General features: G+C 70.3%; 13 protein-coding genes and 1 pseudogene. 6 read left to right on the plus strand and 8 right to left on the minus strand.

Annotated elements, in window-relative coordinates:
• Positions 1–64 precede the first annotated feature (64 nt).
• A complete protein-coding gene (locus tag OG520_RS28605) occupies positions 65–838 on the plus strand; it encodes a glycosyltransferase family 2 protein (RefSeq protein WP_406015095.1) in 774 nt (257 codons plus the stop codon).
• Between the two features lie 41 nt (positions 839–879).
• Here the strand turns inward: OG520_RS28605 and OG520_RS28610 are convergent, their stop codons facing one another.
• The 3 genes from OG520_RS28610 to OG520_RS28620 all read right to left on the minus strand — a co-directional run bounded on the left by OG520_RS28610 (position 880) and on the right by OG520_RS28620 (position 2,538).
• A complete protein-coding gene (locus tag OG520_RS28610) occupies positions 880–1,818 on the minus strand; it encodes a TauD/TfdA family dioxygenase (protein ID WP_406015096.1) in 939 nt (312 codons plus the stop codon).
• 349 nt (positions 1,819–2,167) lie between these two features.
• Complete coding sequence (locus OG520_RS28615) at positions 2,168–2,374, minus strand: hypothetical protein (protein WP_385327323.1); 207 nt, start codon at positions 2,372–2,374, stop codon at positions 2,168–2,170.
• Complete coding sequence (locus OG520_RS28620; RefSeq protein WP_385327321.1) at positions 2,371–2,538, minus strand: hypothetical protein; 168 nt, start codon at positions 2,536–2,538, stop codon at positions 2,371–2,373. The genes OG520_RS28615 and OG520_RS28620 overlap by 4 nt, the downstream gene beginning before the upstream one ends.
• 177 nt (positions 2,539–2,715) lie before the next feature.
• On the opposite strand from OG520_RS28620, the pseudogene OG520_RS28625 reads away from it, so the two are divergent.
• From OG520_RS28625 to OG520_RS28635, 3 genes and pseudogenes are all read left to right on the plus strand, one after another.
• Positions 2,716–2,844 (plus strand): annotated as a pseudogene (locus OG520_RS28625) (helix-turn-helix domain-containing protein); the annotation flags it as partial.
• Between the two features lie 141 nt (positions 2,845–2,985).
• Positions 2,986–3,969: a transcriptional regulator gene (locus OG520_RS28630; protein ID WP_406016591.1), complete on the plus strand. Its 984-nt coding sequence runs from the start codon at positions 2,986–2,988 to the stop codon at positions 3,967–3,969.
• A 16-nt stretch (positions 3,970–3,985) separates the two neighbouring features.
• On the plus strand, positions 3,986–4,339 hold the full coding sequence (locus tag OG520_RS28635; protein WP_266419911.1) for a hypothetical protein: 354 nt from the start codon (positions 3,986–3,988) through the stop codon (positions 4,337–4,339).
• A gap of 300 nt (positions 4,340–4,639) precedes the next feature.
• Here the strand turns inward: OG520_RS28635 and OG520_RS28640 are convergent, their stop codons facing one another.
• Together OG520_RS28640 and OG520_RS28645 are read right to left on the minus strand one after the other, a co-directional pair.
• Positions 4,640–4,780 carry a hypothetical protein gene (locus OG520_RS28640; protein WP_406015097.1) on the minus strand — a complete coding sequence of 47 codons (141 nt, stop codon included), beginning with the start codon at positions 4,778–4,780 and terminating at the stop codon, positions 4,640–4,642.
• Positions 4,781–4,899: 119 nt separating this feature from the next.
• Entirely contained in the window at positions 4,900–5,826 is a 927-nt protein-coding gene (locus tag OG520_RS28645; protein ID WP_406015098.1) for an NADP-dependent oxidoreductase, read from the minus strand.
• A 215-nt stretch (positions 5,827–6,041) separates the two neighbouring features.
• On the opposite strand from OG520_RS28645, the gene OG520_RS28650 reads away from it, so the two are divergent.
• Complete coding sequence (locus tag OG520_RS28650) at positions 6,042–7,502, plus strand: MFS transporter (RefSeq protein WP_406015099.1); 1,461 nt, start codon at positions 6,042–6,044, stop codon at positions 7,500–7,502.
• Between the two features lie 90 nt (positions 7,503–7,592).
• Here the strand turns inward: OG520_RS28650 and OG520_RS28655 are convergent, their stop codons facing one another.
• Positions 7,593–8,438 carry a class I SAM-dependent methyltransferase gene (locus OG520_RS28655; protein ID WP_406015100.1) on the minus strand — a complete coding sequence of 282 codons (846 nt, stop codon included), beginning with the start codon at positions 8,436–8,438 and terminating at the stop codon, positions 7,593–7,595.
• 117 nt (positions 8,439–8,555) lie between these two features.
• Here OG520_RS28655 and OG520_RS28660 point away from each other — a divergent pair, with 117 nt between their 5' ends.
• The gene (locus tag OG520_RS28660; protein ID WP_266419924.1) at positions 8,556–9,167 is read left to right on the plus strand and encodes a TetR/AcrR family transcriptional regulator; all 612 of its coding nucleotides are present in this window, start codon (positions 8,556–8,558) and stop codon (positions 9,165–9,167) included.
• Between the two features lie 63 nt (positions 9,168–9,230).
• Here the strand turns inward: OG520_RS28660 and OG520_RS28665 are convergent, their stop codons facing one another.
• Both OG520_RS28665 and OG520_RS28670 read right to left on the minus strand, forming a co-directional pair.
• Positions 9,231–9,992: a MerR family transcriptional regulator gene (locus tag OG520_RS28665; RefSeq protein WP_399326225.1), complete on the minus strand. Its 762-nt coding sequence runs from the start codon at positions 9,990–9,992 to the stop codon at positions 9,231–9,233.
• A 284-nt stretch (positions 9,993–10,276) separates the two neighbouring features.
• Positions 10,277–12,715 carry a polysaccharide lyase 8 family protein gene (locus OG520_RS28670; RefSeq protein ID WP_266419930.1) on the minus strand — a complete coding sequence of 813 codons (2,439 nt, stop codon included), beginning with the start codon at positions 12,713–12,715 and terminating at the stop codon, positions 10,277–10,279.
• Positions 12,716–13,066: the final 351 nt, after the last annotated feature.

Genomic DNA, 13,066 nt, shown 5'->3' on the forward strand with positions numbered 1-13,066 from the left:
AGCTCCCCTCACAATTCCAGTGCTTAAATGGACCGTCGTCTTTGGCCTAGCAAGGAGAAGCGCTGTGCCCCTGGTGTCCGTCGTGATGCCCGTGTACAACTCGGCAGCGACTCTTGGCACAGCGGTTCGGTCGGTGCTCTCGCAGACCCACAGCGACCTGGAGCTGCTGGTCACCGACGACAAGTCTTCCGATGGCTCCATGGACCTGCTCATGGAGTTCGCCCGGCAGGACAAGCGCGTCTTGCCGGAATCGGCACCGGAACAGGGCGGTGCCGGCCGGGCACGCAACCTCGCTATCGAGCGGGCCCGGGGGGATTACGTCGCCTTTCTCGACAGTGACGACATGTGGCTTCCGGAGAAGACTGAGCGGCAAATCGAATTTGCTGCGGCGGGTAGTGCGCCTCTGACGTTCACCTCGTACTTCAAGATGGATGCCGATTACGAGGGCGAGGGCATCGACTTCATCCCGAACGGGCGCGTGGTCCGGGCGCGGGAACACGTGGACTACCGCGCGATGCTGGTCCGGGACCACATCGGCGCTCTGACCGCCATGTACGACCGCACCGTCCTCGGCACGCGGCTGATGCCGGAGATGCGGAAGCGACAGGACTACGCTCTGTGGCTGTCGATCATGCGCGACGGCGCTGACGCCCGGGGTCTGCCCGAGCCGCTTGCGGTGTACAGGTCCCACCAGGCGGGATCGCTGTCCTCCAACAAGTTGTCGCTGGTCCGGTACAACTGGGAGCTGTACCGCGAGCACGAGGAGCTGTCTCTCCCGCAGGCGACGCGGGCGCTGGCCGGCGCCGCGTGGCAGTCGCTGCGCAACTCGCGGATCTAGGACCCTCGGCGAGGCCCGGCCAGACACCCTCCCCGCACGACCTACGAGGGGGCCGGTTCCGCGGAGCCCCTGTCACGCAGGAACAACTGGAGCAGCAGGCGGCGGCGCTCGGGCTCGACGTCGTGCTGGCCGCTGGCGAGCGCCTCGCGGCCGTGAACCCATCGGTGCTGGTTCACGATCAAGAGGTCACCGCGCTGGAGCGTGAAGGCGACCTGACCAGCGACCATCTGGTCCGCAAGCTTCCTGGCGGCGTGGGCGTGTGCCTCATCGAGTCCGGACTCGATGAGCATCTTGGCCGTGAACCGGACGAACCCGGAGACCTCGGATTCGCCGTCCAGGACGGGGAACGGCTTGTACTCCTCGCCGACGTCAGACAGCTCGAAGAAGCCTCCGTAGCTGTACGCCACGTCAGCCAGGAGGGCGCGACTCGATGGCGTCAGGCGAGATACGGCCTCCCGAGCGTTGGAGAGGATGCTCGCGCCGGCTCCGAGTGGGTCGGGTCGGACGCACAGAAGCGTGGTGTAGTCCGGCGGCTGGGTCGCGTTGACCAAGTCCATGTGGAATGCGTTGTACCCCGTACCGGTGGACAGGCCGGGATTGGCGTTGAGGTTGGTCCCGATCTCCTTCCACAGCGGCCACCGCTGGAACGGCTGGAAGGGGATTGCCACTTCGGCGAGAATCGCCGTTGCCAAGCGGAGGAACTGGTCCCCGACGCCCAGCGCCTGAGCGATGTTCCGCAGACGCATCACGGCGTATCCGCCGGCCGCCCCCTTCAGCTGGGAGAGAAGGCGACCCCTGATTTCACCGAACAGCGAAGCTGAGTCCAGTTTGGCCCGGTACCGCTCGATCATGGAGTCCGCCAGGAAGGTGCCCTCAACACTCCAAGCAGGGAGCGTGCTTCCGATCTCGATCAGATCTTCTTCCAGCTTTCTGGGCAGGTCGATGGAGCCGTCCCGGTCAGCACTCGGGATCTCGGGCATCGTGCTGTTCCTTTCTGCGGATTCACTTAGCCCGGCTGGGCGAAGTGATGCTCGGCTTGCTGGCCGAAGGCTCTTACACCGGTCGGCGGCCGGGTGGGAGTCTGTGTCAGGCCGAGGTCGACAAGGTCGCCTTGTCGGACGCGTCGTCCATCAGCTTGTTGAACCGCTCGTCGTGCCTGTCACGGACCGTCTTGTGCGGTCCGGCACTTGGCGGCCCGCCCCCGACGTGACGTCTGGCATGGGATTGGAAGTCACACCGGAGGCGGGCGTCCGCCCTCGGCAGGCTGGGCCGGATGGCCGCCTGCGGGGTGCGGAGTCCGGGTGCGGACGGCGATCTGCGGGCAGCGACTCAGAGGCGAGCGGCCTGGACGTTGTCGGCGGCGGTCGTCCACTCGACTCCGGACACGGGCCGGATGTGCGCGACCCGGATCGTGCCGTGGTTGTGGAGCTCGTGCGTGACGGCGACGAGCACACCTTCCCCGCGTGAGGCGATGTCGCGGACGTTCGTGTTCAGGAGCGGGTGCTGCTCGTAGCCGTCGGGGCCGACCGGGTTCACGTCTCCGTCTCCTGCCGGGTCTCGACGCGGCGCATGAACCTCTCCCAGCCGCCAGCCGCCCGTACCCGCAGAGCCCGGCTCGGCGCACCCGGCCGGGGCTCCGGCGGCGTGCACGTACGGCCGCTGGAGCCAGAGTTTCTGCGGGGCAGTTCGGAGGTCGTCACGCGGTCACTCCTCTCGTATGGGGAGCCGTCCGGGAGGTCCTTTGACCTCCGAGCAGCATGTGACCAGTGAACGACGATCCGTTACCGTCTCCCAGAGCGGACCCCGGGCACCTCCCAGGCGTTTTCCGGGCATTGGGTGGTGCAAGCAGGGAAGGCGCTCTTCGTGAGGGGAGACCAATGGCATTAAGACGTAGGCGTTTTGCCGACCGGCGAGCGTCGCAGGGTTACTCTCAGGAGGAATTCGCCGAAGCGCTCACAGTGGCCGTGTCCACCGTGATCCGCTGGGAGGGTGGCCGTGCCACACCGCAGCCGCACCAACGGCCCAAGATCGCCAGCCTGTTGGGAGTCACCCTCTCCGAGCTGGAAGGGCTTCTCGTCGAAGAACAGCCGGCCGAAACGGCCGTGCTCCCTGACACCCCAACCCTCCTCCACGGTGAAGATGACGATATGAAGCGCCGCGATGTCCTGGGTCTGCTCGCTGTCACAAGCGCGCTGGTCGCTCTTCCCGATTCAGGCGAGGTTCCTCAGGGGCATACGGCGGCGGCGCTCCTGGAGTCAGGGGAGGAGCTGCATCGCAGCCTGTGGCAGGTCTTCACCCTCTCGGACTCCAAGCAGGCCGTCTTCCCAGCGGTCCGCAGGCAACTAGACGTCCTGACGAAGGGCCTGGCCGAGGCGCGCACCGCAGCGGACCGGGCCCGGCTGTGCACCATGGCGGCCGACCTCTACCAGCTCACCGGTGAACTCTTCTTCGACGCCAACCGGTACACCGACGCCGCCCAGTGCTACACACTGGCCGCCAACGCCGCCCATGCCGGTGGTGACCGCGACCTCTGGGCCTGCGCCATGACCCGCCACGCCTACGTCGAGCTGTACGCCCGCCGCGCGCCTGCTGCCCAGCCCCTGCTGGCAGTGGCCTCCCGGATCGCCCGGCGGGGCGACAGCGCCCTGTCCACCCGACACTGGGTCTCCGCCGTCCAGGCCGAGGTGCAGGCGGCCATGGGCGACATCGACGGCTGCGCCCAGGCTCTCGACGAAGCCGAGAAAGTGCACTCCCTCGACGGCCACTCCCACAATGGTGGCTGGCTCCGCTTCGACGGTTCCCGCCTCCCCGAGGAACGAGGGGCCTGCTACCTCCAGCTCGGCCGCCCCGACCTCGCGGAGGACGCTCTCACCGCAGCCCTTGCCCAACCCCTCTCTCTGCGCCGTCGTGCCGCAGTCCTGAGTGACCTCGCCGTCCTCGGGGCCCACCGGGGCGACGTCGATCAGGTCGTGCAGTACGCGGAGGCAGTGCTCGGCCTGGCCGACCGGTCGAACTCGGGATTCATCGGCAAGAAGCTGGACGGACTTCGAGGGCGTCTTGCCCCGCTCATGGCCGATGGCCGAGTCTCGGACCTGGATCATCGAATCGCGGCGCTTACGCGTACCGCATGACGAGAGGGACACGCGCATGAGTGACGGTCGGATCTTCCGCGAGGCGTGGATCGCCGGGGTGACCAGGCACTACCCCGGTGAACCGAAGCCCGGCTACGTCACGCCGTGGGACGAGACGCCCGAGTGGGAGCGCGAAGCTGCCGCCGCCGTGTACGGACAGGTGCGCGACTTCATCAGGATCAGCGAAGGGCACGCCGCACGGCTCACCCGCGAGCAGAAGGGCCGCTTCGTCGCCATCTGTTGGACCGCCCAGATGTTCAAGCACTTCGAGGACCCGAAGCCCGGATACGTCGCAGACTGGGCCGACCTGCCGGCCTGGCAGCAAGAGACGGACGCGGACATCTTCGAGCGCGTCGAGCAGACCTTCTGACCTCCGGAACGACGACGCCCCGTCCGGGCTGACCTGGACGGGGCGTCTCCTCACGCAGCCATGAAGGTAGCCACGGAAGTGTCCTTCCTTCATTTTCGTGCAGGTCATAGCGTTGCGGTGACTGTTCCCGGCGTACAGCCCGACTCGTCTGCCACAGGGGTCCCTGGTCAGTGAATTTCCTGGCCAAGGGCCCCTTTCCGTCGGACTGGGGACACTCGCCGTGAGCGCGTACTGCCGGATTCGCGGCGCGCCCGATGAGCCGCACGCCGGGAGGCGGGCGACTCACCGGACTCGGCCGTGTCAGGTGTCCTGGTGGTCGGCTTGCTCCGGGGCCGGGGCCTCCAGGTATTCGGGGCATTCGGGGTTGTGGCAGGGGCCGGGGTGCCACACGGGTACGAAGATTCCGAGGCTCTTGTGCCGTCTCTTCACAACCGCGGTCACGGGCTGCTTGCAGACCGGGCAGACAAGCGCCCCTTGGGGACCGGTCTCATGCTCGGCTTTAATCATCCTTTAACGATAGGCGTGATGGCCGCAGCCTGCTGGTGGGGCGGCTTCTTCCGTCAGTTCGGCACGATGATCAGCTTGCCGCGCACATGGCCGCCCGCGCTCTCCCGGTGGGCGTCGGCGGCCCGGGACAAGGGGTACGTCCTCGCCACGGACAGAGTGAGTCCGCCGCTCACTACCAGTGCGGCCGCCTGCTCAAGGCGCTCACGGATCGCGTCGGGGCCGGCGAAGACGAAGCGCACGCCGTGCTCCGCCGCCCGGTGGTCGGCGATGGTGACCACGCGCTCCGGGGCGCCGGTCAGTTCGACGAGGGCCGGCAGCGATCCCTTTCCGGCGGCGTCGAACGCCGCGTCCACGCCCTTCACCGCGACGGCGCGGGCCCGCTCGGCGAAGCCCTCGCCGTACGTCACGGGCTCGGCGCCGAGCGAGCGGAGATACGCGTGATTGTGTTCGCCGGCCGTACCGATCACGGTCGCGCCGAGATGCCTGGCGATCTGCACGGCCACGGACCCGACGCCGCCGGCGGCCCCGTCCACGACCAGGGTCTCCCCGGCCTTCACCCCGAGGTCCGCGAGCACCTGGTACGCCGTGTTGACGGCCACCGGGAGTCCGGCCGCGACCTCCCAGGACACGCCCTCGGGCTTCCGCGCGAGCTGTGCCGCGGGCGCCAGTGCGAACTCGGCGTAGCCTCCGGAGCCGATCGAGCCGAAGACCTCGTCGCCCGCGGCGAAGTCGGTCACGTCCGCACCGACCTCCGCCACGACACCGGCGACGTCGCCGCCGGGCACCGAGGGGAACTCCACCGGCATCATCGCCGCGACGGCCCCGCTGCGCAGCTGCCAGTCCAGCGGATTCACCCCGGCGGCGCGGACCTCCACCAGTACCTGCCCGGGACCCGGGTGGGGCAGCTCGCGGTCCACCACGCGTAAGACCTCGGGACCTCCGTACTCCGAGAACTCCACAGCGCGATACGTCTCTGTCATTTTTGCCCTTTTCCGTGCGGATTCCATCTGGTTGACAAGGGTTTGTGGTGATCCGTCAACTCCTTGCCCAAGCTATCGAACGAAGGCTCGGTGGGTCATTCGGCTCCGACTGGATCCCGCCACTCGTCCTCGTGTCGCCAACGCTGGCCATTGATACCCCCAGGGGGTATATTCGCGACGCATAGATACCCCCCTCCCGTATAGGAGTGCTTGCAATGGCCGTGTCAGCCGCACCAACCGCGTCAACCGATTCGCGGAGATGGTCCGCGCTCGCCCTGATCGCTCTGGCCCAGTTCATCGTCATCATGGATACGTCGATCATCGGCGTGGCCCTGCCCGAGATGCAGGCCGACCTGGGCTTCTCCCAGGAGAACCTGTCGTGGGTGTTCAACGCCTATGTCGTCGCCTTCGGAGGGCTGTTGCTGCTCGGCGGGCGGCTGTCGGACCTGCTCGGCGCCAGGCGCCTGTTCAGTGCCGGATGGGTCGTCCTCGCCGCGGGCTCCCTGACCGCGGGCCTCGCGGGCGAGGTCTGGGTCGAGCTGACCGGGCGGGCCCTGCAGGGCGTGGGTGCCGCGCTGATCGCCCCGTCCGCCCTCACCCTGCTGATGACGCTGTTCGGCTCACGGCCCCAGGAGCTGGGCAAGGCCTTCGCCCTGTACGGCGCGGCCGCCCCGGCCGGCGGGACCGCGGGAGTCTTCCTCGGCGGGGTCATCACCCAGTACGCCAGCTGGCCCTGGGTGTTCTACATCAACATCCCCGTCGCCCTGATCGTCCTGGCCGCCACGCCCGCCGTCATGCCTTCGGGTACGGGGCGACGCGGCTCGATCGACCTGGCCGGCGCGGTCACCGTCACGGCGGGTCTCGCCGCCGCCGTCTACGCCATCGTCCGCGCTCCCGAGACCGGTTGGGGTTCCGCCGAGACCTGGCTGGTTCTTCTGGCCGGTGCGGCACTGATCGTCGCGTTCGTCGCGATCCAGTCCAGGCGGCGCGAACCGCTGATGCGGCTGGGGATCTGGCGGGCGCCCAACCTGGCCGGTGCCAACATCGCCCAGCTGCTCATGGCCGCCGCGTGGATACCCATGTGGTTCTTCCTCAACCTCTACCTGCAACAGGTCCTGGGACTGGGCGCCTTCGCCTCCGGCTCCGCGCTGCTGCCCATGACCGTCGCCATCATGATCATGATGATCGTCCTGGCGCCCCGCCTGATCTCCCGGTTCGGGCCCAAGCCCCTCATCGTCCTGGGGCTCCTCGCGCTCGGTGCGGGCATGTTCTGGCTCTCGCTCGCCCGTCCGGACGGGAACTTCCTCGTCGACGTCCTGCCCGCGTCCCTGCTCTCGGCGGTGGGCATGTCGCTGGCGTTCATTCCGTCGCTCGGTACCGCGCTCTCCAGCGCCCGCCCGGAGGAGGGCGGCCTCGCCTCGGGGATCGTCAACACCAGCTACCAGGTCGGCTCCGCCCTCGGCCTCGCCGCCATGACCGCACTCGCCGCCGCGCACGGCGCCCGCGAACCCGGGGACCCGGTGGCCCTCACCAACGGCTTCTCCGCCGCCTTCCTGGGAGCCGCGGCCCTCGCCGTGGCCGGCGCCCTCGCCGCCCTGCTGACCCTGCGCAGTGCACCCGCACCCGCCGCCGAGGGCGTGGGCGGCGGCGAAACGTCGGGAAAGGGCGCAGCCTGAAAAGGGGCGGCTGTCCGCCGATGACCGCGGCCGGGCGGCGCCCGCTGCCGAGGGCGGGTGTCCGCCCCGGCAGCGGACGCCGCCCACCGGTCACCCGGGCCGTCGGGCGGTGACCAGCCAGGCGGTGGTGAGCAGTTGGAGCGCCCCCTCCCGCTCGTGGGGGCGCAGAAGGCCGACGAGCCTGCGCCGGGCCCGGTCCCGGACGTCCTCCCCGACCTGGTCCATCAGATGCCGGCCGGGACCCGATTCCAGCACGAAGCCGGCCGCGTCGGCGGCGTCCCGGCCCCATGTCCCGTACGCCTCGGCGGGTGCGGTGCCGATCGCCTCGTACCCGGCCCGGGACAGCACGTCGCGCACGGTCGCCGGGTTCGCCAGCGAGAACATGCCGGGACCTCCCGGGGCGCCCAGTCCGCCGACGGGCAGCAGGTCGCGCAGCCCCCGGACGGCCTGAAGCCACTCGGCCCGGTCGGGCTCCGCGGGGCAGACGAAGGCGATCCGGCCGCCGGGGCGCAGAGCCCGCCCGATATTGGTGAAGGCGGCGACGGGATCGGCGAAGAACATCACTCCGAAGCGGCTGATCGCGACGTCGAAGGTGCCGGGCCCGAAGGGATGGACCTGGGCGTCCGCCTGCTCGAACGTCACATTGCCGAGCGCCTCGTGCCGCGCGGACTCCCGCGCACGGGCGAGCATCGGGGCCGACAGGTCCAGGCCCGACGCCCGCCCGCCGCCGGCCCGTCGTGCGGCGAGACGGGTGGTGCACCCCGCCCCGCAGCCGATGTCGAGCACGCGGTCCCGTTCGGCGATCTCCGCGGCGGCGAGCAGGGGTTCGTTGAATCCCGCGTTCACACGGTCCCAGCGGTCCTGGTTATCGGCCCAGTACGTCCCCTCGTAACCGTTCCATGCCTGCTCCTGCTCCGTGTTGGCTATGTGTCGCATGGGTGCTCCCCGATGAATGCGGGCGCCCGGAGGTGTGGGACAACTAGTATGGGCGGGCGCCCATTCAAGGTATGGGCAATCGCCCATACTGTAAACAGGTCAAGAGGAAGGGGTGCCATGTCACCGCGTGGTGTGACGATCCCGGACGTCCGTGAGCGGCTGTTCGCCGCCGCCGAGCGGGTGCTGGAACGCGAGGGGCCGGGAGCCCTGACGAGCAGGGCGATCACGGGTGAGGCCGGCTGCGCGAAGGGCCTTCTGCACGCCCATTTCGACGGACTGGACGAGTTCGTCGCGGAGTTGGTCCTGGACCGGTTCGCGCGAGTGGCCCGGCACGCCGAGGAGCTCCGGGGGAGGGCGGGGCAGGGCACCGTCGCGGAGAACCTCCTCGGTACCGCTCTCGCGCTGCTGTCCTCGGCCGGCCCCACCGTCGCCGGCCTGGCTCTCACCCGTCCCGCGGCGTCCTTGCGCATCCGGGAGGCGTTGGAGGGCGGTGCGCCGGGCTTCGACACGGTCCAGGACGCGATCACCGACTACCTGGACGCGGAACGGCACGGCGGCCGGATCGCCCAGGGAGCCGACACCGCCGCCGCGGCACTCGCCCTGGTCGGGACCCTCCACCACCTGCTCATGACCGGCGGGCACGACCGACAGAACGAGCGGGAGCGGGCCGGGCACCTGGTGGCCCTGCTCGAAGCCGGCCTCCGGCGCGGGCCCGACGACATCGGGTGAGCCGGGGCGGGAGCGGGGGAGTGCCGCCGCGGAGCCGTTCCCGCGGCGGCACCCCCCTCCGGTTCAGCTCAGCCGGTTCGCGGCGTACGCCTCGATGGCGTCCCGCTGATACGCGGCCAGGCCCGGCGCGATCGACTCGTACGCCGCGCGCCACTGCTCGTTCTCCACGCAGGAACGCCCGATCGCGCGGTACTCCTCGGCGGAGACCCTCCGCAGTGCGGTCAGGGCCCGGTGCTGGGCCTCGATCTCGGCCTGCACCGGATCGGCCCCGGCGGGCACCCCCGCGGCCAGCAGCTCGGCCAGCCGGATCATCTGCGCCGTGCGCTCGCGGTGTCCGGCCTCGATCTGCGCCTCGCTCATCGTCGAGGTGTGCCGGCCGATCTCCTCGGCCAGCTCGGGGAAGTCGCGCAGGCTCTCCTCGTACTGGGCGGGCCGAACGCCCTCGAAGAGGTTCTCCGGTCGGTTGATGGCGGTCATGGGTCCACCGTCCTTTCTGGACTCCTCCAGTTCGGTGATCGTGCGGGAGACGGTGCCGGCCAGCGCGTCGATCCGGTCGCGCTCGGCGAGGAGCCGGCGGTGGTGACCGCGCAGGGCCTCCACCTCATCGACCTGCGCGGCCAGGATCCGCCCGATCTCGGGCAGACCCAGGCCCAGCGCCCGCAGCACGAGGATCTGCTGCAGCCGCAGCAGCTCGCCCTCCCCGTAGCGGCGGTGGCCGTTGGAGCCGATCCCCGCGGGCGGCAGCAGGCCGATCTCGTCGTAGTGCCGCAGCGTCCGGGCCGTCACGCCCGACATCCGGGCGACCTCCTCGATCGGCCAGACCATCGCCGCCTCCCCTCGCGATCACCTCACCGGGCCGGTCTCTCCGGCCCTGGTCAGGACGGTAGAAGCTGCCGCTGCGGCAACCGCAAGCCCGGCATCCAGGATCTCCCGCCGATGCCCGGGGGCGCGCCGGCCAGGCCCGTGATCACGTAGCCCGGCCCGGCGATCAGGGAGGCCACGGAGCCCGGCCCGGCGATCACGGAACCCGACCTGCGACCACGGGGCCCGGTCCGTAATCACCGCACAATCACCGCACGTGGCCCGCGATCACCGCACGTGGTCCGCGATCACCGCACCCGGACGCGCACCGTGTGCGTGGCGCCGCGGCTCTTGCTCAGGTCGCCGTAGGTCACGGTCACCGACGAGCCGGTCCGGACGTCGCCGACGCTGTCCGCCTTGGACAGGACGGACTTGACGGGCCGCCGCCAGGTGAGGGTGAGGCCGGTGACGGTGCGGGACGGGTCGGAGACGCAGATCGTGGCGGTGCCGTCGCGCTTCTCGTGGATCTGCACGCAGACCGGCGCACTCGCGGTGACCTTGCCCGCCGTGCCCGCCGCCCAGAAGTTGACGCCGGTGAAACCGAGGGAGGGCACGCGGATGCCGGTGCGCCCGGCGTCATTGGCGAGGATCTGCAGCCAGCCGGTGTCCTTGGCACGGGCGGCGGTGCGCGTGCTGCTCGCGCCCGGCAGCAGGATGTACGCGTAGGTGCTGTCCGCCGGGTCGGTGCCGTGGTCCTGCCAAAGGGTCAGGTAGCGGCGGGTGTTGGGCGTGGCGGTGCCGCCGTCGTTGATGTCCTTCCAGGCGCCGGTGCGCTCCTCGCGCAGCGCGTGCAGTTCGGTCCCGCCCGGGAAGACGTATCCGGCATGCCGGTCGAGGTGGGCCCAGGTGGTGGTGCGGGTGGTGGTCCAGCCCTGGGTGGTGGGCTGAGCCCGGCCGTCGAGCAGCAGCCGCTGCGTGCCGCTCGCGCCGAGGCAGCGGTTGTCGACGACCGTCTCGACGCCGGCGCCGTCGGCGGAGGTGATGCCGGAACCGAGGCAGACCACGCTGTCGTCCAGCCAGAACCACGACTTGCGGGCATGCATCGTGCTGGCCAGGCCCTGGAGATGCTGGCCGGTGGTGCCGAACTCGCCGTCGCCGGTGCCGCCGACCCACTGCGTGCCCGGCACCGGGTTGGCCCAGGCGCCGCCCTGCCCGTCGGCGAGCCGCTTCCGGGAGACGGTGGTGCCGGGCAGCCGGTACGGGTCGACGGTCGGCCAGTACGCGTCCGAGTACTGCTCAAGGCCCGCGCCGTCGCCCCACCACTGCAGCCAGCCCGCACCGGTGTGCCAGCCGCGCTTGTTCTCCCCGTTGCCGAACTCGTAGTGGGCGATCCGCTCGGAGGCCATGGAGAGACCGGCGCCCCAGCCGCGGCGGCGGTGGGTCACCCGGTCCATGTTGTGGAAGACGCGGTGCGCGGACGGCTCCGGCGACGCGGTGACGGTCGCGTCGTCCAGCAGCGTCTGCAGCCGGGCGGTGTTGACCAGGCTCAGGGAGCCGTCCTTGAGCGCCGGGGCGTAGTAGTCGCGCTTCAGCCAGCCCTTGACCATGGCGCGCCAGCGGGCGTTCTCCTCGGGGCCGGCGCCCATGCCGAGCAGCACGATGGAGGCCATGACGCCGTGGGCGCGGGTGTGGTCGCTGGAGCCGACGCGGGTGATGCCGCGCCCCGAGACGTTGTCCATCATCAGGCCGTCGTAGATGAACGGGGCGATGGCCGCGTCGATGGTGTCGAGGAACTGCCGGCTGCCCGGATCGGTGATCTCCCAGGTCGAGCCGCGCAGCAGGGCGAAGAGCCGGCCGAGCCCGTCGTTGAGGACCGCGCCGTAGCCACCGATGTACGGGATGGAGGTGTGCTGGACGAAGGAGCCGTCCGGGTAGAAGCCGTCGCCCGTCGTGACGTACGGGAAGACCGGCGAGAGCGCGGCGACCGCCAGCGTGACCTTGGCGGCGTCGGCACCGACGATGCCGCGCAGGATCATGCCGCGGCACAGGTCGACGCGGTTGGCACCGGTGCTGGTGCCGGTGTACGAGCCGACGGCGGAGTCGGGCAGGAACTTGTCGACCGCCTTGCAGTAGGCGGCCCGCTGGGCGTCCGTCAGGGCGTCGTGGAGCAGCACACAGGTGTCCATGAGGGCCTGGGGCGCGCCGATCTGCCAGTTCCACCAGTTCCCGTAGCGGGTGGTCGTCTCGTTGAAGACGTCGGCGTGGAGGTGGTCGAGGCCGGTGATCACCGCGTCCCGCAGGCCGGTGTCGCCGGTGACCCCGGTCCCGGGCTGGGAGTACGCCTCCGCCATGGTGCGCAGCCGGTTGTAGCCGGTGTTCATGTTGGCGGAGAAGCCGAACGATTCGGTGTCGGTGTCCGGGTCGGGGTCGAGATAGACCAGGTCCGGCCAGAGGGAACCGGGCGCGGGGGCCATCGTGGAGCGGTAACCGGTGGCCTGGGCGCCGAGGTCGGCGAGCTTGGACTTGAACGGTTCGGCGGTCGGGCTGAAACCGGTCCCCAGGTACAGATCGCGCCACTTCGCACGAAGGGCGGCGAATTCGTCGGCGGCGCCGGCAGCGGCGGTGGCGGGCGAGGGGGCCGAGGGGGAGGCGGAGTCGGACGCGGACGCGGCGGTCGGCAGGCCGAGGGCGAGCGCCGCACCGCCGCCCGTGGCCAGCAGGGCACGACGGGACCAGGCAGATGTCATCGAAGCTCCGGTGGAAGAGTGAGTCAGTGCGGGAAGGCCAGCGTGGTAAGCGTTTTCTAGCATGGGGGCGTTGGGGGACTCAAGAGGCCGATCGGGCCGCTGCCGGTCTCTCGGAGGGGGAGTACGAGCGCGACTGCGCCCCTGGTCACGAACGGGAAAAGGATCCGACGGATACCTCCCGGCGGGGTTGACGGCCTCGCCGGTCCCGGGTCAGGGTTCGTTTCAAACAGGCAGGCTCCCTGTTTGAAAGAGCGTCATGTCCCTCCCTGTCGGCGGCCTTTCGGACCGATGCACGGCGCGTGGCCCGACGCCCGCGCGCCTCCCGGCTGTCCGCGCGGGCCGGCTCCCGAC

Source organism: Streptomyces sp. NBC_00984 (assembly GCF_045162475.1).
Lineage (GTDB): Bacteria > Actinomycetota > Actinomycetes > Streptomycetales > Streptomycetaceae > Streptomyces.